The sequence below is a fragment of the Porphyrobacter sp. LM 6 genome (genome assembly GCF_001720465.1).
Taxonomy (GTDB): Bacteria; Pseudomonadota; Alphaproteobacteria; order Sphingomonadales; family Sphingomonadaceae; genus Erythrobacter.
Genome location: NZ_CP017113.1, coordinates 656,835 through 676,758 on the forward strand (window position 1 = coordinate 656,835; position 19,924 = coordinate 676,758).

Below are 19,924 nucleotides of genomic sequence, written 5' to 3' on the forward strand. Positions count from 1 at the left end.
GACGGAAGGTTCGTCTCGATCCCAAAAAGCAACGCTTCCTCAACCCCTTCCGCGCTAAGCCGCGTGGATGGTCAACCTCGCCGCCCTCGTGACCCCTGAGCATATCGCCGCCGTCAAGGCGCTGCTCACCCCCGCCAACATCGCCACGGCGCTGATCGCGGTGAACTTCCTCGCCTTTGCTGCCTTCGGGATCGACAAGGCGCGGGCGGAAACCGGGGCTTGGCGCATTTCGGAAGGGACATTGCTGCGGCTCGCGGTCTTCGGCGGGACACCGGGCGCCTATGCCGGGCGCGCGGTCTTCCGGCACAAGACGCGCAAGCAGCCGTTCTGCAGCAATCTCCACGCGATCACGGTGCTCCAGATCATCGGGCTGGTGGCGGCCTTCGCCTATTTCCGCATGGTCTGAGCGCCCGCGCGCCCACCCCCTTCCCCTCATCCCCCGTCCGTGCGACACTCCCCCACGGGGAGCAGGAGCGCACGCGCGCACTGGGGGAGAGACAGATGCCGGGGCCACTCAATCGCCGCGCGCGGACAATCGAGGAAATGGGGATCAACATGGGCGCGCTCGCTGCCAGCGCGCCGCAGGTCCATTACCGCACACTCGATCCGCAGCTGGGGGATGTCTTCATCACCTCGTGGGCCAAGAGCGGCACCACGATGATGCAGCAGATGTTCCACCAGATCCGCATGGTCGCCGCGACCGGCGCGGGCGATATGGACTTCGACGATATCAGCCGCATGACCCCGTGGGAGGACACCGCGCTGGTCCTCGATTTCGACATGAACGTGGCCCAGCGCGCCCACCCGCGCGGGTTCAAGTCGCACCGCGAATACGAACGGCTGCCTGCGGGCGGGCGCTACATCATCTCCCTGCGCGATCCGCACGAGACCTATATCTCGCTCCACCGCTTCTTCAGCGGCTGGCACATCGAGGAAGGGGCGATCTCGCTCGAGGAGTTCTTCCCGCTGTGGCTCGGCGGCGGGCCGGGCGGGTGCGATTACTTCACCCACCTGCTCAGCTGGTATGCACGCCGCAGCGAGCCCGATACGCTGCTGGTGAACTATCGCTGGGCGGCAAAGAACCGCGCGGCGATGATCGCGCGGATGGCGGCGTTCCTCGGGCTGGAGCTGCCCGGCGAAGGCGCAGCGCTGGTCGAGCACATGACTTCCCGCGAATTCATGCACGCGCACAAGGACCGCTTCGACGATGCGATGATGTGCAAGGTGCTGGAAGAGCGGATCGGCGTGCCGGCGGCGAGCGATTCGTCCAAGGTGCAGGCAGTCGGCAGCGATGGTTCGGCGGTGCCGCCCGCGGTCGCGGCGCAGATCGACGCGATGTGGGCCGAAAGGGTGACGCCGGTGACGGGGCACAAGGATTACGCAACCCTCGCCGCGAGCCTCGATCCGGCTTGATCGGGATCAAATACGCGCCTCGGCGCGCGGCCTAGCGTCGGGTCTCAATCACGGGAGACCCCAATGTCCACGCACACCCCCAACGAACTTCACGATGTGTTCCCGCAGGATGCCGCCGCGCTCCACCGGCTCAAGATCACCAATCCGCACTTCGCGCGGTTGGCCGATCAGCATCACACGGTGAACCGCGAAATCCACCGGATCGAATGCGAGATCGAGGCCGCCAGCGATGACCGGCTGGAAGCGCTCAAGAAGGAGCGGCTGCATCTGCTCGATGATATCGCCGCGCTGATCGAGGCCGAGTCCGAAGGCCTCCCCGCGACTTGAACGAAGGGGTTTGTGCGGGCGGGGCAACAGGCGATGCTCCGCCCGCGACCCGTTGATACCTTGCGCCTACTCTCCGGATTCTACCGTGCCGTCGATGCGCGGTGCGGCGCGCCGGTCTTCGCCCGAACGACGATCCCCCTTGCGCCGGTCAGGGCCTTCGAACGGCAGCTGCTGCTTGCGGCGATCGGTGCTGCGCCGGTCTGATCCGGCGGCGTCCTGCGGGGGATTGTCGCTGTGCTTGTCGGCCATCGTCACCTCGTGAGGCGATAAGCCTATCACGGATATCGCAAAACGCCAGTCACCGATCCCGCAATGCAGCAAGCCGCTTGGCCCCGCGCGGCGAAGCGGCTAGGGCGCGAGGCGAATTGCGGAATGGAACGCCGGTGACCGACAAGACCAACCACCCGAAGGCCGAAGCCCCCGATCTTGCGAAGGCAGAAGTGCTGATCGAGGCGCTGCCCTATTTCCAGCGCTATGCCGGACGAACCTTCGTGGTGAAGTACGGCGGCCACGCGATGGGCGATCCCGAAGCCGCGCGCGACTTTGCCGAGGATATCGTGCTGCTGAAGGCGGTCGGCATCAACCCGGTGGTGGTCCACGGCGGCGGCCCGCAGATCGGCCAGATGCTGAGCCGGCTGGGGGTGGAAAGCACCTTCGTTGACGGCCTGCGGGTGACGGACGAGGCGACGGCCAAGGTCGCCGAAATGGTGCTTTCGGGCGCGATCAACAAGGAACTGGTCAGCTGGATCGCGGCCGCGGGCGGCAAGGCGATCGGCATTTCGGGCAAGGATGGCGGGCTTGTCACCGCGCGCAAGGTCAGCCGCACCACCCGCGATCCCGACAGCAATATCGAACAGGTGGTCGATCTCGGCTTCGTCGGCGAACCGGCTAGCGTCGATACCTCGGTGATCGATACCGCCGTGGCAGCGGGCATGATCCCGGTGATCGCGCCGATCGCGCCGGGTGCGGACGGGGCGACCTACAACATCAACGCCGATACCATGGCGGGCGCGATTGCAGCGGCCTTGGGCGCGGCGCGGCTGTTCCTGCTGACCGACGTGCAGGGCGTGCTGGGTGCCGATGGCGAACTGCTCACCGACCTTACCCCCGCCGATATCGCCCGCTTGCGCGAAGAGGGCGTGATCCGCGGCGGGATGGTGCCCAAGCTCGAAACCTGCGTTGCCGCAGTGCAATCGGGCTGCGAGGCGGCGGTGGTGCTCGACGGGCGGGTAGGCCACACCATGCTGCTCGAATTCTTCACCGCGCGCGGGGCCGGCACGCTGGTGCGCGCCTGAACAGGAACCGGGACTGGCGCGAGGCGTATTAACAAGCTAATACGCCTTCAAGGGACCACACAGGGCCGCGCCATCCGCGCGCCCAGCATGGGAAACAGATCGCAATGCAAGGACTGGCCGTACTCGTCGATATCCTCGTGATGATCACCAATGTGCTGGTGATGCTGATCATCGTGCAATTCGTGATCGCGCTGTTGTTCACCTTCAACGTGGTGAGCCCCAGCAATGCCTTTCTGCGGCAGGTGCACGATTCGATTGGCAGCCTGCTCGAACCGGTGCTGCGGCCGATCCGCAACATCATGCCTGCCACGGGTGCGATCGACTTCTCGCCGCTGGTGCTGATCCTCGGCTTGCAGATCCTGATCCGGGTGCTGATGGGGCTTGGCGGGGTTTATTGATGGCTGACGTCGAGACCGGGGCCGCGATCATCGACGGCAAGGCCTTTGCCGAGGGGCTGCGCGCCCGCATCGGCGTGGCTGCGGCGAATTTTGCGCATCAGGCCGGGCGGCGTCCCGGCCTTGCGGTGGTGCTGGTGGGCGAAGATCCTGCCAGCCAGGTCTATGTCGGCGCCAAGGGCAAGGCCTGCGAGGCCGCCGGAATGGCGAGCTTCGAACACCGCCTGCCTGCCGATACCAGCGAGGCTGCGCTGCTTTCGCTGGTCGAGCGATTGAACCACGATGACGCGGTTGACGGCATTCTGGTGCAGATGCCGCTGCCGGCTGGCCTGGACGAACAGGCGATCATCGCCGCGATCAACCCTGACAAGGACGTGGACGGGTTCCACGTCATCAACGCTGGTCGGCTGAGTGTCGGCCAAGAGGGCTTTGTCCCCTGCACGCCGCTGGGCTGCATGATGCTGCTGAAGGACCGGCTGGGCGATCTGTCCGGCCTCGATGCCGTGGTGATCGGGCGGTCGAACATCGTCGGCAAGCCGATGGCGCAGCTGCTGGTCGATGCGAACGCGACCGTCACCATCGCGCATAGCCGCACCAGGAACCTGCCCGAAATCGTCCGCCGCGCGGATATCGTGATCGCTGCCGTGGGCCGTCCGGAGATGGTGCGCGGTGACTGGATCAAGCCGGGCGCGACCGTGATCGATGTCGGCATCAACCGCCTGCCGCCTGCCGATGGCGCGACCAAGGGCCGGTTGGTGGGCGATGTCGCCTTTGCCGAGGCACGCGCCGTTGCCGGGGCGATCACGCCTGTGCCGGGCGGGGTCGGGCCGATGACGATTGCCGTGCTGCTGCGCAACACGCTGGTCGCTGCCCACCATCACGCCGGAATGGACGCGCCGGAGGGGCTGTGAGGCACGCCCTCGGCCTTCTCGCGCTGGGAGCGGCGGCACTCGCTCTTTCTGCCTGTGCCGGTCAGCGCGCGCCGGGGCCGCCGCCTGCGGTTATCAAGCGCGCGCTCGCCAATGCGCCAGGGGCCGCGCAGCCGAGCACCATTGTCGCCGCCGAACTCGCCTTTGCCCGCGCCGCGCGCGAGCGGGGGCAGTGGACCGCATTCCGGCTGTTCGCCGCACCCGGCGCGCTGCTCCACGGACAGAACGGCCCGTTTGCGATCGAGCCGTGGCTCGCCACCCAGATCGATCCGCCCAAGGCCGTGCAGTGGGAGCCGCGCGCGGTGGTGATCAGTTGCGACGGCGCATTGGCGATGAGCCAAGGCCGCTTCGAGGATTCCGACGGCACGGTGGGCAACTTCATCACCGTGTGGGAACGCCAGCCGGACGGCGGATATCGCTACATCTTCGATGCCGGCGGTCCCGATGTGCCGCAGCCCCCGCCGCGAAAGCCGGTCGAGGATGGCAACATCGTTGTGACCGCGCTCGATGCGGTCAAGGGCATGATCGCCTCGTGCCCGCGCGGGGGCGCATCGATCCCGCCGCCCCCTGCGATACCGGTGGGCGAGGACGGCAAGACCGATGCCCGCCTGTCGCGCGATGGCACGCTGCGCTGGCGCTGGGAGCACCGCGCCGATGGCACCCGCTATGCTGCGGCCGAGTATTTCTACGAGGGCCGCTGGCTCACCGCCATCGAACAAAGCCTTGCGCCGACCGCCGATTGATGGTCAGGGGCGCTGACCTCCGGCTGGGCGTAACATGGTGCTGACCGAACTCTTCCTTTCCGCCTTTGTCACCCTGTTCGTGGTGATCGACCCGCCCGGGTGCGCGCCGATCTATGCCGGGCTGACCAAGGGCGCGAGCGCCGCGCAGGCGCGCAGCATGGCGCTGCGGGCGACGATGATCGCTTCGGTCATCCTCCTGATCTTCGCGCTGTTCGGCCAGCAATTGCTCGGCGCGCTGCATATCGAGTTGAACTCGTTCCGCATCGCGGGCGGGCTGATGCTTTTCGCAATCGCCTTCGACATGGTGTTCGAAAAGCGCACCCAGCGCCGCGAAAGCCGCGCCGACAAGATCGCCGCCACGCCCGAGATCGAGGATGTCTCGGTGTTCCCGATGGCGATGCCGATGCTCGCCGGGCCGGGCGCGATCGCGGCGATCATGCTGCTGATGAACGAGGCTGACGGCTGGTCGGAAAAGAGCCAGGTGCTCGGCGCGCTGGCCGCGGTGCTGGCGATTACCGCGGCTGCGCTGGTCGCTGCCGGGCCGCTGATCCGGCTGCTCGGCGACAAGGTCGAGGCGGTGATTACCCGCGTCCTCGGGGTGCTGCTGGCCGCGCTCGCCGCGCAATATGTGATCGACGGGCTGAAGGGCAGCTTCGGCCTCTGAGCAGGATCAAGTGGGCGCGCGATCTGCGCACCCACCTGCTAGTTACCCCAGAGAATCCGTTACCCCGCGTCCCCGTCGGCATGGCCGCGTCCGGCGTCGGTCGCCGCGTCCGAACCGCCCGCGCCCTTGCCGCCGTGGGCTTCCCACCAATAGGGCGCACGCTTGGCATCGCCGGTGCCGACTTCGTTCATGGTCTTGGCATCATACAGCCGCCCGCCGAGCATCACCTGATCGATGTTGTCCGAATTGGCGATGTCCTTGGAAGGATCGGCCGAGAGGATCACGAGATCGGCGAGCTTGCCGGCCTCGATGCTGCCGATGTCCTTGGCCATGCCGAGCGACTGCGCGGGAACGATGGTGCCCGCCTTCAGCGCCTCGACCGGGCTCATCCCGCCGCGCGCGAAGCTCCACAGTTCCCAATGCGCGCCAACGCCGGCCTGCTGGCCGTGGGCGCCAATGCTGACCTTCACCCCGCGCTGGGCGAGCTTCCTTGCCTCGCGCGCGTTGTTGTCATCGACGAAGGCCCAATCGGGCGCCTTCACGCGGCGGCCGGTATCGGCGAGCAGCACCTTGGGCGGGGTGTGCACCATCAGCGGGTTTTCCCAGACGTTGGTCGCCTGCCGCCAATAGGGATCGCCCGCAAGGCCGCCATAGGTGACCACCAGCGTGGGCGTGTAGTTGGTGTTCGACTGGCCGTAGAACTGCAGCACGTCCTCGTAGAACACATCGACCGGGATGTTGTGCTCGAGCGTCGAGTTGCCGTCGGCGGCGATGTTCATGTCCATCCCGAACAGCGATCCGCCCTCGGCGACGACCAGCATGTTCTCGGCCGCCGCAGCGCGCACGACCATCTGGCGCTGTTCGCGGCGCGGCTGGTTGTAGTTCTTGACCGAGATACCGCCCTGCGCCTTGATCCGGCGCACGTGGGCGAGCGCATCTTCGTAGCTGTCGATCCGCGCATACACATCGGGGGCCTTGGCGCCGTAGATGATCTCGCCGGTCGAGAAGATGCGCGGGCCAATCGTCAGCCCCGCGCGCTGGCGTTCCGCCGCCGCAAAGACAGTGCTGGCTTGCGAGGACGGGTTGTGGATCGTCGTCACCCCCATCGCGAGGTCCTGCAACAGCGACCAGTTCTGCTGCGGGATCAGATCGCCGATGCCATAGGCGCCGTGGGCGTGGGCATCGACAAGGCCGGGCATGATGGTCTTGCCGCTGGCGTCGATGAAGCGGGTGCCCTCGGCAAACTTGATCCGCACGGTGGTCGCATCATGGACCCCGGTGATCCGGTCGCCTTCGATCACGATCAGGCCGTTTTCGATCACGCCCGCATCGTCGGCAGCGAGGCCTGCGCGCATGGTCAGCACCCGCGCACCGGTGATGACGGTGGTGCCGGACGGCTTGGCCTTCGAAGCGGTCACGCCCAGCGGAATGCCGGTGGTGGGCGGGGTATAGGCAGCGGTCTTGTCGCCATCGGCCTTGGGCGCATTGGCGAAGAACTGGCTGACATTCGCGCTCTGGAGCGACGGGCCGATCGACCAGAACAGCGTCTCGCCGCCGCGCGCCCAGCCGAGGTAATCCGCCCCGCCGGTGCTGACCTTGGTGACGGGCAGCGATCCGCCCTTCTCGCTCACGTCGACCGGCTTACCGCCGGGGACCAGCGGCATGGCGAAGACTTCGTAGTTCTGGCGGAAGGCGATGGTGCGGCCATCGGGCGACACGCGCAGATCGTTCGCCAGATCGCCCTTGGCGTGGACGCGCTTGGCCTCGCCATTGAGGTCGGTCGAGATCAGCGCCAGCCCGCCACCTTCGCGGCCGAGCATGAACAGGCGGTCATTCGCCGCACCCCATTGGGGGTTTGCCCCGTTGCGGGTGACGAGCTGCGGGGTTCCGCCGCTCACCGGCATCACATAGAGCCCCGGGCTTTCCGAAAACTCGGGCGAGGTGAGATAGCCGCCCTCGCGCTTTTCGAAGGCGATCATGGTGCCATCGGGCGAGAAGACGATATTGCCGAAATGCCCCGGTCCGGTCAGCACGCGGCGGTTCTGGCCGTTGGCGTCGGCGATGACGATTTCGCCGAGCTTGTCGTCGCTCCAGCGGACATAGGCGAGGGCGTTGCCATCGCGGCTGAAGGCCGGGAAGGCTTCGATCACATCGGCGCTGTCGCCCGTCAGCGGGCGCGGCAGATCCTTGCCCTTGGCCGACTTCACGTGAAGGCGCCCGAGCGTTTCGAACACCACGCGGCTGCCATCGGGGCTGAGCGTGGCAAAGCGCGGCATGGTGGTGGTGAACGTCTCCGGCGCGACATCGATCACCGGATGCGGCGCATCGGCCACCCCGCGCGTGTCGTTCACCTTGAACGGGATCACCGCATGGCCCGAACCATCGCGGTTCACGCGGTTGAGCTTCCCGCCCGCCCAGAACACGAGTGCACTGCTATCGGGGAGCCAGTCGATATTGGGATAGACCCCGGTGACCGCCCAGGTCTCCTGCACATCGAGATCGAGCTTGCCGTAAATCATCCGCTCGCGGCCCGAAGCGAGGTCTTTCACCCACAGCTGCGAGGCGTCCTTGTCGCGGCGGACGAAGGCGAGTTCGTTGCCATCGGGCGAGGGCGCGGGGCGCACCGCGCCGCCATAGCCGCTGACCGCAGTGGTGACATCGCCGGTCGCCAGATCCTTGCGCTCGATCGCGAAGATGCCGCTCTGCGAATCCTGCGCGTATTCGAAGGCGTTCCCCGGCGTGGTGTTGCGGGTGTAATAGATCGCGCTGCCATCGGGCGCGAAGATCGGCTCGCCCAGTTCCTTCTGGAGCCGTTCGTTGGCGCGCTCGACCACCTGCACCCCGCCGCCGCCGCTGACGTGGTAGAGCCAGATTTCGCCCGTGCCCGCGCTGCGTTCGGTGGTGAAGTGCTTCTTGGCGGCAATGTATTGCCCGTCGGGCGACCATGACGGCTGGTTGAGGAGACGGAAGTCTTCCTTGGTCACCTGCCGCTTGTCCGAGCCGTCGGCGTTCATCACCCAGATATTGTCCCCGCCGCCGCGGTCCGAGGTGAAGGCGATGCGCTTGCCATCGGGCGAGAAGCGCGGTTGCACATCCCACGAAAGGCCTTCGGAAATGCGCTTGGGCGTGCCGCCAGCGATGGGCAGGGTGTAGATATCGCCGAGCAGGGTGAAGGCGATGGTCTGCCCGTCGGGCGCGACATCGACATCCATCCACGTTCCTTCATTGGTGCTGATCGGCACCTGCTTGATCACCGCCCCCTTGGGCGCTTCGACGCTCCACTTTTCTTCGGCCTTGGTATCCTTCTTGGCGGGTGCGGCGGCGAGCGGTGTGGCAATAAAGGCAGCGCCTGCAAGCAGGGCGGCGGCGAAATGGCGCATGGATTGAGTCTCCCTCTGTCGGCGCGGGAGACTAGCGGGGCGCAAGGATATTGCTAGGGGCGGTAATGTCGTTGGTCGATTACAGACAGCGGCTCAAGGGGCTTCAATGATGCTGCAACGGATCACCAACAATTTCGCCGCGCTGACGCTGGGAGGCGTGGCGCTGGCGTGGTTCTTTCCGCCCGCCTTCACCTGGATGACCGACGGGAGCATCACCTTTGCCGGCCAGCCGCTTCTGAGCCTCGCGCTGGGCGTGATCATGCTGGCGATGGGGCTGACGCTGACCTTCGAGGATTATCGCGGGCTGACCAAGATGCCGCGCGCCTTCGTGGCTGGGGTCGCGCTGCAATATACGGTCATGCCGCTCTCGGGCTTTGCCGTGGCGAAGCTGCTGGGGTTGGAGCCGGGGCTGGCGGTGGGCCTGATCCTCGTCGCATGCTGCCCGGGCGGCACCGCATCGAACATCGTCACCTTTATCGCGCGCGGGAATGTCGCGCTGTCGGTGGCGATGACGATGGCCTCGACGCTGGCTGCCGTCGTGCTGACCCCGCTGCTGACCGGGTGGCTGGCGGGGGCTTACGTTGAGATCGACCGGCTGAACCTGCTCGTCCAGATGGTCGGCGTGGTGCTGGTGCCGGTGGTGGCGGGGACGCTGCTCAACCGACTGTTCCCGCGCGCGGCAGGAGCGGTGAGCGCGGTGCTGCCGCTCGTCGCGATCGTGCTGGTGGTGCTGATCGTGGGCGGGATCGTCGGCGGATCGAAGGCGCAGATCATGGAGCACGCGGGCGTGCTGCTGCTGGCGACCTTCCTGCTCCATTCACTGGGCTTCGGGCTGGGCTATGCTCTCTCGCGGGCGCTGGGGCTGGGGGAGATCGAGGCGCGGACCATTTCAATCGAGGTGGGGATGCAGAATTCGGGCCTCGGCTCGGGCCTCGCCAAGACCCCCGCCTTCGCCGCGCAATTCGCCAGCGTCCAGCAAGCCGCCCTCACCCCGGTTCCGGCGGCGATCTCGGCGGTGTGGCACGTGCTGATCGGGAGCCTGCTGGCGGGGTGGTGGCGGCGGAAAGGCTAGCTCACCCGTACATCCCCCGCTTCGGCCCCAAGTACCCGAACAGGTACGCACCCACCTTGCGCATCTGGATCTCCTCCGACCCTTCGGTGATCCGGTAGCGGCGGTGGTGGCGGTAGATGTGCTCGAAGGGCTTGTGGCGCGAATAGCCGATGCCGCCGTGGACCTGCATCGCGCGGTCCGCCGCCTCGCACACCAGCCGGTTCGCCCAGTAATTGCACATCGAGACCTTGTCCGAGATCGTCCGCTCGATCTCTTCGTGGGGCATGTTGTCCATCTCCCACGCGGTCTTGAAGATGAGGAGCCGCAGCATTTCGGCCTGCGTCGCCAGCTCCACCAGCGGGAACTGGATCGCCTGATTGCGCGCCAGCTCCTCACCGAAGGGCTTGCGTTCCCGCGCGTATTTCACGCTCTCGTCGATGCAATAGAGCGCCGCGCCGCAGGAGCTGGCCGCCTGACGGATGCGGTTCTGGTGGACGAAGCTCTGCGCCAGCGCGAGGCCGCGACCTTCCACGCCGAGGATTGCGCTATCGGGCACCCAGACGTTGGTGACGCTGAGGCGCGGGTGATCGGTGGGCATGTTGAAGGTCCACATCCACTCCTCGATCTTCAGGCCCTCGGTGGGGTTGGGGACGAGGAAGCAGGTGATGCCGCTCGCATCCCCCGCCTTGCCCGACGTGCGCGCGAACATCGCGCAGTGGGTGGCGACGTGCATCCCGGTGATCCACATTTTCTCGCCATCGATCCGCCAGCCGTCCACGCCGTCACGGGTCTCGCGCACCGCGACCGTTTCCATGTGGGTGGCGTCGGAGCCGTGGTGCGGCTCGGTCAGCCCGAACGCGACGCGGCGGGTGCGTTCAAACCCGCCGAGGATGAATTCCTGCTTCTGTTCCTCGGTGCCCCACTGGTCGAACATGGCGACAAAGGGGAAGTTGCCGACGATCGAGTGCTCGTTCTGGAGATCATTGTGCAGCCCGAGGCCCTTCCTCGCGAAGTGCTCGCGGATGACCGCCATCCAGAGGTTGCTGCCGTCCTTGCCGCCGTAGCGTTTGGGGGCAGAGAAGCGCCAATGGCCCGCCTTGTCAGAGCGGCGGGTGGCTTCCTTGAGCAGTTCTTCCCACTCGTGTCGGGGTAGGCCACCCCCCTCGAAATCCGTCCGCGCATATTCGCGGCGGTGGTCGAAGAAGCGGATATTGTCGTCCTGCTGCTCCAGAGGCTTGATCTCGGCGGCGATGAAGGCGTCGAGTTCGTCGAGATAGGCTTGCAGGTCGGCGGGGATGGCGAAGTCCATTAGGCTTGCTCCGTTCTTTTGTCCGGGGCCGGCCATTTCTCCATCGCAATCTGGAGGGCCGGATATTTGGGCGAATCGTCCTGAACCTTTTCAAGGATCGTCGAGCGCAGATCATGGAGCAGGCCGTGGGTTTGCAGCGTCATCTCGCCTGAAAGGATCCGGCCCGCGAAATGTCTGTTGTCGCACAGCTCGGCATCGGACGTTGAGGCCCTCGCGATGATTCCCAAAGCGTTGCGGGCGACCGCCAGTTGGAAACGGTCATGCCCGTCCAGCTTGTCCTTGATGGTTGCGAGCCATTCGGAAATTGCGACCGCAATGTCGGCGATTTTCGCCTCACCGGTTGGCCGCACAAGCGCACGCGTGCTGAACAGGACTTGGTCCTTGTCCACCGCCGGCGCGTCCTCCTCAAGCAGCAGCAACAGGTCCAATTCCTGCTCGCTCGTCCGGCGCGAGATCACCACGCGTTCGAGCATCCGGTCCGCGCCCGAGCGCCATTGCGCCGCCATCTTGAGGCAGCCGAGTGCCCACCACACGGTGCGGTAGATCGTCCAGAAGCGGAAGCGTGCGGGATCGACCGTCACGCCAGCCTCGGCCTCGTAGGCGGCGATGTAGTCCTCAATTAAACCCAGCCCCAGCGCGGGGCGATCGTAACGGGCGAAGCGCCACACCGCCATGCAGCCGAAGGCGAGGTCTTCGTGGCGGTCGCCGAAATGGGCGATCTCCCAGTCGAGCACCCCCGTCAGGCGCGAGCCTTCGACCAGCAGATTGCCCATGCGGTAGTCGCCATGGTTGAGGACAGGCTCGACCTCGGGCGGGCAGTTGTCTTCCAGCCACCGGAGCCCGAGCGCGATGATCGGGCGGTCGCCGCCCGCGTCCATGAATTGCGCTTTGAGGTCGGCAATCGCGGCGCGGTAATCGATCACCGGCACGCCCTTGGGTACATCGCTCTGCCGCAGCCGGTGGATGCGCGCCAAGTCCCGCGCCGCCTCGCGCAGCAAGCTGTCGGGGTTGTCGCAAGCCAGAATAACCTTGGGATCAGCCGTCCCCGGCAGCGCGCGCATGATGAAGCCGGAGCCTAAGCCGTCGGTCTCCTCCAGCACCGCCACCACTTGCGGCGCGGTCACGCCCTTGGCGCGCGCGGCTTCGATCAGCGCGGCTTCGACCGCGTGCCCGTAAGGCCGCCCCTCCATGAAGGCGAGGCTCGGCGCGCGGCGCAGGACGAAGGCCTCGTCCCCGCAAGCAAAGCGCCAGCTTTCCATCACCGCCCCGCCCGTCAGCCGCTGCGGCACCAACGACAAAGCGCCGAGGCCGACGCGGGATGCGACCCGCGCCAGCCCGGCGCTCAGTTCGTCAGCCGTCATCGCCACCGGCTTAGGCGGGGACGTTGTCCTTCTTCACGGTGATCACCTGCGCGTAGGTGAACTCCTTCAGGCCTTCCTTGCCGTATTCGGCGCCGAAGCCCGACTGCTTGTGCCCGCCGAAGGGCGCAAACGGGGACAGGTGGAGGTATTCGTTGACCCACACCGTGCCGGTTTCGAGCTGCTCGGCGATTTCGACGCCCTTTTCCGGGTTGCCGGTCCACACCGCGCCGGCGAGGCCGTATTCGGAGTTGTTGGCGCGCGCGATGACTTCCTCTTCCGAAGAAAACTTCATCAGCGGCATGACCGGTCCGAACTGCTCCTCGGCGACGATGCGGGCATCTTCGGGCGGGTTGTCGAGGATGGTCAGCGGCACGAAGTAACCGGTGCCGCTCGGATCGACATTGCCGCCGAGCAGGAACTTGTAGCCGTTGTCCTTGGCGTCCTCGATCAGCTCGAGCACGCGGTCATACTGCTTCTTGTTCTGGATCGGGCCGACGCCGGTGCCCTGCTCGCTGCCGTCACCGACCTTCACGGTCTTGGCGTATTCGACGATCGCGGCGGACAGTTCGTCATAGATATCCTCGTGGATATAGACCCGCTTGGCCGCGACGCAGATCTGCCCGGCGTTCGAGAAGCTCGACCAGAACAGCTGTTCGGCGACCTTCTTGGGATCGGCATCGGGCAGCACGATCGAGGCATCGTTGCCGCCCAGTTCCAGCGTGATGCGCTTGAGGTCTGCCGAGGCGCCTTCCATGATCTTCTTGCCGGTCGCGGTCGAGCCGGTGAAGGTGATCTTGTCGATATCGGGGTGCTGGGTGATCAGCGGGCCGAGATCGTCCTCGCCGGTGATGATGTTGACGACACCGGCGGGCACCTTGTCGGCGATCAGCTCGGCGATCTTGAGCGTGGTGAGCGGGGTGAAGGGCGAGGGCTTCAGCACGATGGTGCAGCCCGAAAGCATCGCGGGCACGATCTTCTGGATCGCCATCATCACCGGGAAGTTCCACGGCACGATGCCGCCGACCACGCCCACCGGCACGCGGCGGGTGCGCGACAGGCGGGTGTCGCTGTCTTCGTTGATCTCGTCATCGAGGCTGAGGGTCGATTGCGCGGCGCTCATCGCGGCGGCGCCGTAGATTTCGCCGCGCGCCTGATCGTGGGGCTTGCCCTGCTCGCTAGTGAGGAGGCGGTAGAGTTCTTCCGCATTGGCTTTGATCGCGCCCGAAATCGCCATGATCGCGGCGCGGCGTTCCTCGATGGGGGTGTTCTTCCAGGTCTTGAACGCGGCGCGCGCGGCGGCGACGGCCTGATCGAGCTCGGCCTTGCCGCAGGCGGGCACCTGCCCGATCACCTGCTCGGTCGCGGGATTGACCACATCGAGCATGCGGTCCGTGGTGACCATCTTGCCGCCGATAAGGTTCTTGTACTGGGTGACCATGTCGTTTCCTCTCTCGCCCCCGCAAACGGGGGACTCGTCTTGTTGCCTGATGAAAGTGGCGCGTTGCATTCAAAAACGCAATCGCTCCGTTGCCCGGCAGTGTAAGCCGCAAGGCGACCCGCTTCGCCTAGCGATTGCGCTATTGCGGGCGGCGCTTATGTGAGCACCGCAATGTGCCGACGAGAGGATACATGATGACTGATTCCCGCCCCGATCTGGTGATCTATGGCAGCCCGCTGTCGCCCTTCGTCCGCAAGGTCGCCGCGGTGTGCATCGAAAAGGGCGTGCCTTACGAGATCGAGGCGATCAACGTGTTCGATCCGCCTGCGTGGTTCCGCGATATCTCGCCGATGAAGCGTATTCCGGTGCTGCGTGATCGTTCGGTGGCGGAAGAGGGCGTGGCGGGCACCATCGCCGACAGCTCGGCCATCTGCGCCTTTATCGAGAAGAAGCATCCCGCCCCCGCGCTCTATCCCGAAGCCCCGATGGCGCTGGGCGAGGCGCTGTTTATCGAGGAATATGCCGATACCGCGCTGGCGATGGCGGGCGGGCTGGGCATCTTCCGGCCGATCTTCTTCGCGGTAAGCAAGGGCGAGGCGCTGGGGCTCGACAAGGCGCGCGAGGCGTGGAGCACGCAGGTGCCGCCGATCCTCGATGTGCTCGAAGCGCGGCTGGCGGGCCGAGCGTTCTTTGCCGGCGATGCGCTGTCGATTGCCGATATCACCGTGGCCACCGTGCTGATGCAGATCACCCTGGTGGCCGACGTTTCGCTTGAGCGTTGGCCGGGTCTGGCAGCGCATCTGGCCGCGATGCAGGCGCGCCCTTCGATCGCCGGGCCTTACGCGGCGGCGCAAAAGGTCGTTCGCAAGGCCTTGCCGGATGCTTGCGACCTGACCTAAGGCATCACCCGAGAACTAGGGGGCGGCTGCTCACATGGCGAGCGAATGGTGCATCGGGATCATCGGCGGATCGGGCCTTTATGCCATGGACGGCATCGAGGACGCGCAGTGGATCGCGATCGACACACCGTGGGGCGATCCGTCGGATGAAATCCTGTGCGGCCGCATCGGCGATGTGAAGGTGCGCTTCCTGCCCCGCCACGGACGCGGGCATCCGATCTCGCCCACCGAGCTCAATTCGCGCGCCAATATCGATGCGCTGAAGCGCGCGGGCTGCACCGATATTCTGGCGATTTCGGCAGTCGGCTCTCTGCGTGAAGAGCTGGAGCCGGGGCGCTTTGCGATTGTCGAACAGTTCATCGATCGCACCGTGCACCGGCCGTCGACCTTCTACACCAGCGGGTTCGTCACCCATGTCTCGATGGCCGACCCGGTCTGCCCGCGCCTGTCGGAAATGGCGGCCAAGGCGGTCACCAAGGCCAAGGGCAAGGTGGCGGTGGGCGCAACCTATCTTGCGATGGAAGGCCCGCAATTCTCCACCCGCGCCGAAAGCCGGATGTACCGCGCATGGGGCGCGGACGTGATCGGCATGACCGCGATGCCCGAAGCCAAATTGGCGCGCGAGGCCGAGCTGCCCTACGCGCTGGTCGGCATGGTGACCGATTACGATTGCTGGCGGGATGGCGAGGCGGTGGATGTCGCGCAGGTCGTCGCGCAGATGCAGGCCAACGGCGCGCTGGCGCGGGCGATGGTGAAGAACTTCATCGCCGCCCTGCCCAAGAAGCGCGAAGCCTCCCCCATCGACACCGCTCTCGACGATGCCGTAATCACCGCGCCGGACGAGCACGATCCCGAGGTGATGGCCAAGCTCGATGCGGTCGCGCGGCGGCTGTTCGAATAGGGGCGGGGCTGCACCCTTTCCCGTCTTCCCGGGCTTGACCCGGGATCCCGCTTCTTTCTTTCGGCGAGGCGGAGAACGGCAGGAAGGCAGCGGGACCCCGGATCAAGTCCGGGGCGACGAAAGGGTTTTCGCTGGACAAAAAATCCGCGGCCAGGCCCCTGCTAGACCCCCCTTAGACCCCCTCCAGACCCGTCCTTGCCCGATGTTCCACGTGGAACATTGGCCGCTAGGGCATCAGGCCCAGTCGCCCAGCAGCGGGGTGAATTCGTCCACCCGAATCAGCTGCCACACCCCTCCGGTGAGGTAGGGGTCATCGGCCAGAATGGCGCGGGCGGCGGCCTCGTCTTCGGCCTTCACGATCAGCAGCGAGCCGATGATCAGCCCGTCCGCGCGCTTCAGCGGGCCGACGATCACGAAATGATCGGCATTGGCGTGGATGAACTCGAGATGCGCCGGGCGGTGGATCGCCCGCAGCCGTCCGCCATCCTCTCCGTCGCGGCAGTGGAAGCAGAACATCCGCATTGTCTCGTGGCCCCTGATAGTTGTCACGCAGGCTAACCGCGCCATGTGTCGCGATCAAGGCAGGGTGTTGCAAAGACCGAACTTGAAGCGCAGCCTCATGGGGTTCAGAGGGCCGGGCATTGCTCCCGAATCGTTTCAGGTGAAACCAGATGGCCGACCTTACCGCCACTCCTAGCATCGACCGCACCGATCTGCGCCGCGCCTATCGGCAGGAGGAGGAAGCCTGCATCGCCGAGCGGCTCGAACAGGCTGCCCCTGCCGCCAAGGTGCACCCCGCCGCCGCCCGCCTCGCGATCGATCTGATCGAGGGCGCGCGCGGCAAGAAGGCGAGCGGGATTGACGCGTTCCTCCAGCAATACGGCCTCGATACCGAGGAAGGTATCGCGCTGATGTGCCTCGCCGAAGCGCTGCTGCGCGTGCCCGATGCGGCGACCGCCGATGCGCTGATCAAGGACAAGATCGGCAGCATCGACTGGGGCGAGCATCTGGGCGAAAGCTCCTCCACCTTCGTCAACGCGGCGACCTTTTCGCTGATGCTGACGGGCGAAGTGCTCGATCCGCCCGATGCACGGCAGAAGGGGCTGGGGAGCGCCTTCAAGCGGGCGATGAACCGGCTGGGCGAGCCGGTGATCCGCACCGCGACGGGCCAGGCGATGAAGATCCTCGGCGGCCAGTTCGTGTTCGGCCGCACCATCGACGAAGCGCTGAAGCGCGCTGCGCCGGAGTGGGCGCGGGGCATCACCCACTCCTTCGACATGCTCGGCGAAGCAGCGATGACCTTTGCCGATGCCGAGAAATACCGCGTGGCTTACGAGAGCGCTCTGGCGCGGCTGGCCCGCGAGGCCGGGGCAGGCGTTGCGGCCTCTCCGGGGATTTCGGTCAAGCTCTCTGCGCTGCACCCCAAGTACAATGTCTTCCATGCCGATGAAGCCAAGGCGGCGATGATCCCGGTGATCCGCGACCTCGCGGTCAAGGCGCGCGATGCGGACATCCACTTCACCATCGACGCGGAAGAGGCCGAACGGCTCGAACTCAGCCTTGATATCATCGAGGAACTGGTCGCCGATGACGCGCTGTTCCGCCGCCCCGACGGCAGCCGGTGGGAGGGCTTCGGCCTCGCCATCCAGGCCTACCAGAAGCGCGGGCTGTGGGTGTGCGACTGGGCCGGCAAGCTCGCCCGCAGGCATGGGCGCAAGCTGTTCGTGCGGCTGGTCAAGGGCGCATACTGGGACAGCGAAGTGAAGGTGTCGCAGGTGGGCGGCTACAGCGATTACCCCGTCTTCACCCGCAAGGTCGCGACCGATGTGAGCTACCTCGCCTGCGCGGCGCGGCTGTTCGAGCACGCCGACGTGATCCGTCCGGCCTTCGCCACCCACAACGCCTATACCATCGCCGCGATCAAGCACTTGGCTGCGGGCAAGCCGTTTGAATTTCAAAGGCTACACGGCATGGGCGAGGAGGTTTACGACGCGCTCCACGCGCTCGAGGGCAACCAACGCACACCGGTCCGCATCTATGCCCCCGTCGGCGGGCACAAGGAACTGCTCGCCTATCTTGTGCGCCGCCTGCTGGAGAACGGAGCGAACACCAGCTTCGTCAACCGCATGGGCGATGCCGACATTCCGGCGGAAGAACTGGTCGGCGATCCGGTGGCGGAGCTTGCCGCGCTCACCCCGCGTCGCAATCCGGCGATCCCGCTGCCCAAGGACATCTTCGGGAGCCGCAAGAACAGCGCCGGGATAGACCTCAGCGATCCGCTGGTGCGCGAGCCGCTGCTCGAAAAGCTGGCGATGCTGGAAAGCGCACAGTGGCACGCCGAGCCGACCTTCGCTGCCGGTGCCGGAGCCGCTGCACCGGTGACCATGCCGCACGATCATTCGGTCGTGGTCGGTACCTGCCGCGATGCCACGCCTGCGGAGGTCGAAGCCGCCTTCACCAGAGCCGCCGCGATCCAGCCCGGCTGGGACGCGCTGGGCGGCGAGGCGCGCGCGCTGCTGCTAGAAGAAGCGGCTGACCTGTTCGAAGCCCACAGCGCCGAATTCCTCAGCCTGTGCCAGCGCGAGGCGGGCAAGACGCTGCTCGACGCGGTGCTCGAACTGCGCGAGGCGGTCGATTTCCTGCGCTACTACGCAAAGGGCGCGCGCGAGCAGTTCGGCGCGGCCACGATCCTGCCGGGGCCGACGGGGGAGGAGAACAGCCTCACCCTCCACGGGCGCGGGGTGTTCGCCACCATTTCCCCGTGGAACTTCCCGCTCGCGATCTTCATCGGCATGGCTTCGGCAGCGCTTGCGGCAGGCAACACCGTCATCGCCAAGCCCGCCGAACAGACCCCGCTGATCGCCGCGCTCGCGGTGAAGCTGTGCCACGAGGCGGGCATCCCGCCCGAGGCGCTGCAACTGCTCCCCGGTGCGGGCGAGGTTGGCCAGCTCATCACCGCCGACCCGCGCCTTGCGGGCGTCGCCTTCACCGGATCGACCGAGACGGCCAAGGCGATCAACCGCGCGCTTGCGGGCCGCGACGGGCCGATCGCCACCCTGATCGCCGAGACCGGCGGGCAGAACGCGATGATCGTCGACAGCTCGGCGCTGCCCGAACAGGTGGTGCGCGATGTGCTGGCGAGTGCTTTCCAGAGCGCGGGCCAGCGCTGTTCCGCGCTGCGCGTGCTCTATGTGCAGGAAGATATCGCCGACGGCGTGATCGAGATGATCCGCGGCGGCTTCGCAGCGCTCACAGTCGGCGATCCGGCGGACCTCGCCACCGATGTCGGCCCGGTGATCGACGCCGAGGCGAAAGGCGCGCTCGAAGCGCATATCGCCGATTGCGCGGCCAAGGGCTGGCCGGCGGAGCGCCTGTCCGGCGTGCCCGCCACAGGCCATTTCGTCGCGCCGACGATCATCGAAATCCCATCGATCGCCGCGCTTGCACGGGAGAACTTTGGTCCGGTGCTGCACGTGGTGCGCTTCGGCGCGGGCGAGCTGGCGCAGGTGGTGGACGCTATCAACGCTTGCCGATTCGGCCTGACGCTCGGCCTCCACAGCCGCATCGCGGAAACCCGCCGCTTCGTCCAATCGCGCGCCAAGGTCGGCAATTTCTACGTCAACCGCAATCAGATCGGCGCGGTGGTGGAAAGCCAGCCCTTCGGCGGCGAGGGCCTGAGCGGCACCGGCCCGAAAGCTGGCGGTCCACACTACCTTGCGCGTTTCGCGACCGAGCGGGTGATGTGCATCGACACCACGGCGGCGGGCGGCAACGCCAGCCTGCTTGCGGCGGGATAATCCGAGGTTCAGGCGCGGGTGT

The 19,924-nt window shown here is 66.4% G+C and carries 18 protein-coding genes; 12 read left to right on the forward strand and 6 right to left on the reverse strand.

Annotated elements, in window-relative coordinates:
* Positions 1-67: 67 nt before the first annotated feature.
* The 3 genes from BG023_RS03260 (at position 68) to BG023_RS03270 (ending at position 1,740) form a co-directional block, all read left to right on the forward strand.
* Positions 68-406, forward strand: a complete 339-nt coding sequence (locus BG023_RS03260; protein WP_069309195.1) for a DUF1294 domain-containing protein — start codon at positions 68-70, stop codon at positions 404-406.
* 95 nt (positions 407-501) lie between these two features.
* A complete protein-coding gene (locus BG023_RS03265; RefSeq protein ID WP_069309196.1) occupies positions 502-1,413 on the forward strand; it encodes a sulfotransferase domain-containing protein in 912 nt (303 codons plus the stop codon).
* Positions 1,414-1,476: 63 nt separating this feature from the next.
* Positions 1,477-1,740: a YdcH family protein gene (locus BG023_RS03270; protein ID WP_069309197.1), complete on the forward strand. Its 264-nt coding sequence runs from the start codon at positions 1,477-1,479 to the stop codon at positions 1,738-1,740.
* 66 nt (positions 1,741-1,806) lie between these two features.
* Here BG023_RS03270 and BG023_RS03275 read toward each other — a convergent pair whose 3' ends face one another.
* Positions 1,807-1,989, reverse strand: a complete 183-nt coding sequence (locus tag BG023_RS03275; RefSeq protein ID WP_069309198.1) for a hypothetical protein — start codon at positions 1,987-1,989, stop codon at positions 1,807-1,809.
* A 134-nt stretch (positions 1,990-2,123) separates the two neighbouring features.
* Here BG023_RS03275 and argB point away from each other — a divergent pair, with 134 nt between their 5' ends.
* The 5 genes from argB (at position 2,124) to BG023_RS03300 (ending at position 5,766) form a co-directional block, all read left to right on the forward strand.
* A complete protein-coding gene (gene argB / locus BG023_RS03280) occupies positions 2,124-3,035 on the forward strand; it encodes an acetylglutamate kinase (protein ID WP_069309199.1) in 912 nt (303 codons plus the stop codon).
* A gap of 104 nt (positions 3,036-3,139) precedes the next feature.
* Positions 3,140-3,433 carry a YggT family protein gene (locus tag BG023_RS03285; RefSeq protein ID WP_069309200.1) on the forward strand — a complete coding sequence of 98 codons (294 nt, stop codon included), beginning with the start codon at positions 3,140-3,142 and terminating at the stop codon, positions 3,431-3,433.
* On the forward strand, positions 3,433-4,341 hold the full coding sequence (gene folD, locus BG023_RS03290) for a bifunctional methylenetetrahydrofolate dehydrogenase/methenyltetrahydrofolate cyclohydrolase FolD (RefSeq protein WP_069309201.1): 909 nt from the start codon (positions 3,433-3,435) through the stop codon (positions 4,339-4,341). Before BG023_RS03285 ends, folD begins: the two co-directional genes overlap by 1 nt.
* Positions 4,338-5,102, forward strand: coding sequence for a hypothetical protein (locus BG023_RS03295; protein WP_069309202.1), 765 nt, complete (start codon positions 4,338-4,340; stop codon positions 5,100-5,102). Before folD ends, BG023_RS03295 begins: the two co-directional genes overlap by 4 nt.
* A gap of 40 nt (positions 5,103-5,142) precedes the next feature.
* Positions 5,143-5,766 (forward strand): MarC family protein, encoded by a 624-nt coding sequence (locus tag BG023_RS03300; RefSeq protein ID WP_069311090.1) that lies wholly within the window; start codon positions 5,143-5,145, stop codon positions 5,764-5,766.
* Between the two features lie 59 nt (positions 5,767-5,825).
* Here the strand turns inward: BG023_RS03300 and BG023_RS03305 are convergent, their stop codons facing one another.
* On the reverse strand, positions 5,826-9,146 hold the full coding sequence (locus BG023_RS03305) for an amidohydrolase family protein (protein WP_069309203.1): 3,321 nt from the start codon (positions 9,144-9,146) through the stop codon (positions 5,826-5,828).
* Between the two features lie 106 nt (positions 9,147-9,252).
* Between BG023_RS03305 and BG023_RS03310 the strand changes: the two genes are divergently transcribed.
* Positions 9,253-10,218, forward strand: coding sequence for a bile acid:sodium symporter family protein (locus BG023_RS03310; RefSeq protein ID WP_233993060.1), 966 nt, complete (start codon positions 9,253-9,255; stop codon positions 10,216-10,218).
* 1 nt (position 10,219) lies between these two features.
* Here the strand turns inward: BG023_RS03310 and BG023_RS03315 are convergent, their stop codons facing one another.
* Genes BG023_RS03315 through BG023_RS03325 form a run of 3 tightly spaced genes read right to left on the reverse strand, consistent with a single transcriptional unit; the run spans position 10,220 to position 14,305 of the window.
* On the reverse strand, positions 10,220-11,506 hold the full coding sequence (locus BG023_RS03315; RefSeq protein ID WP_069309204.1) for an acyl-CoA dehydrogenase family protein: 1,287 nt from the start codon (positions 11,504-11,506) through the stop codon (positions 10,220-10,222).
* Positions 11,506-12,867, reverse strand: coding sequence for a phosphotransferase (locus tag BG023_RS03320; RefSeq protein WP_069311092.1), 1,362 nt, complete (start codon positions 12,865-12,867; stop codon positions 11,506-11,508). The genes BG023_RS03315 and BG023_RS03320 overlap by 1 nt, the downstream gene beginning before the upstream one ends.
* A 10-nt stretch (positions 12,868-12,877) precedes the next feature.
* Positions 12,878-14,305: an aldehyde dehydrogenase family protein gene (locus BG023_RS03325; protein ID WP_069309205.1), complete on the reverse strand. Its 1,428-nt coding sequence runs from the start codon at positions 14,303-14,305 to the stop codon at positions 12,878-12,880.
* Between the two features lie 191 nt (positions 14,306-14,496).
* Between BG023_RS03325 and BG023_RS03330 the strand changes: the two genes are divergently transcribed.
* Positions 14,497-15,204 (forward strand): glutathione S-transferase family protein, encoded by a 708-nt coding sequence (locus BG023_RS03330; RefSeq protein WP_069309206.1) that lies wholly within the window; start codon positions 14,497-14,499, stop codon positions 15,202-15,204.
* A 34-nt stretch (positions 15,205-15,238) separates the two neighbouring features.
* Positions 15,239-16,105 (forward strand): S-methyl-5'-thioadenosine phosphorylase, encoded by an 867-nt coding sequence (gene mtnP, locus BG023_RS03335; protein ID WP_069309207.1) that lies wholly within the window; start codon positions 15,239-15,241, stop codon positions 16,103-16,105.
* A gap of 234 nt (positions 16,106-16,339) precedes the next feature.
* Here mtnP and BG023_RS03340 read toward each other — a convergent pair whose 3' ends face one another.
* Positions 16,340-16,654, reverse strand: coding sequence for a YciI family protein (locus BG023_RS03340; protein ID WP_233993061.1), 315 nt, complete (start codon positions 16,652-16,654; stop codon positions 16,340-16,342).
* Positions 16,655-16,776: 122 nt separating this feature from the next.
* On the opposite strand from BG023_RS03340, the gene putA reads away from it, so the two are divergent.
* Positions 16,777-19,902, forward strand: coding sequence for a bifunctional proline dehydrogenase/L-glutamate gamma-semialdehyde dehydrogenase PutA (gene putA, locus BG023_RS03345; RefSeq protein WP_069309209.1), 3,126 nt, complete (start codon positions 16,777-16,779; stop codon positions 19,900-19,902).
* Positions 19,903-19,924: the final 22 nt, after the last annotated feature.

What these genes read in the sequence shown, in the direction of transcription:
- BG023_RS03260 (WP_069309195.1), top strand. Translation starts at nt 68, where the DNA reads ATGGTCAACCTCGCCGCCCTCGTGACCCCTGAGCATATCGCCGCCGTC.
- BG023_RS03265 (WP_069309196.1), top strand. Translation starts at nt 502, where the DNA reads ATGCCGGGGCCACTCAATCGCCGCGCGCGGACAATCGAGGAAATGGGG.
- BG023_RS03270 (WP_069309197.1), top strand. Translation starts at nt 1,477, where the DNA reads ATGTCCACGCACACCCCCAACGAACTTCACGATGTGTTCCCGCAGGAT.
- BG023_RS03275 (WP_069309198.1), bottom strand. Translation starts at nt 1,989, where the DNA reads ATGGCCGACAAGCACAGCGACAATCCCCCGCAGGACGCCGCCGGATCA.
- BG023_RS03285 (WP_069309200.1), top strand. Translation starts at nt 3,140, where the DNA reads ATGCAAGGACTGGCCGTACTCGTCGATATCCTCGTGATGATCACCAAT.
- folD (WP_069309201.1), top strand. Translation starts at nt 3,433, where the DNA reads ATGGCTGACGTCGAGACCGGGGCCGCGATCATCGACGGCAAGGCCTTT.
- BG023_RS03305 (WP_069309203.1), bottom strand. Translation starts at nt 9,146, where the DNA reads ATGCGCCATTTCGCCGCCGCCCTGCTTGCAGGCGCTGCCTTTATTGCC.
- BG023_RS03310 (WP_233993060.1), top strand. Translation starts at nt 9,253, where the DNA reads ATGATGCTGCAACGGATCACCAACAATTTCGCCGCGCTGACGCTGGGA.
- BG023_RS03315 (WP_069309204.1), bottom strand. Translation starts at nt 11,506, where the DNA reads ATGGACTTCGCCATCCCCGCCGACCTGCAAGCCTATCTCGACGAACTC.
- BG023_RS03320 (WP_069311092.1), bottom strand. Translation starts at nt 12,867, where the DNA reads ATGACGGCTGACGAACTGAGCGCCGGGCTGGCGCGGGTCGCATCCCGC.
- BG023_RS03325 (WP_069309205.1), bottom strand. Translation starts at nt 14,305, where the DNA reads ATGGTCACCCAGTACAAGAACCTTATCGGCGGCAAGATGGTCACCACG.
- BG023_RS03330 (WP_069309206.1), top strand. Translation starts at nt 14,497, where the DNA reads ATGATGACTGATTCCCGCCCCGATCTGGTGATCTATGGCAGCCCGCTG.
- mtnP (WP_069309207.1), top strand. Translation starts at nt 15,239, where the DNA reads ATGGCGAGCGAATGGTGCATCGGGATCATCGGCGGATCGGGCCTTTAT.
- putA (WP_069309209.1), top strand. Translation starts at nt 16,777, where the DNA reads ATGGCCGACCTTACCGCCACTCCTAGCATCGACCGCACCGATCTGCGC.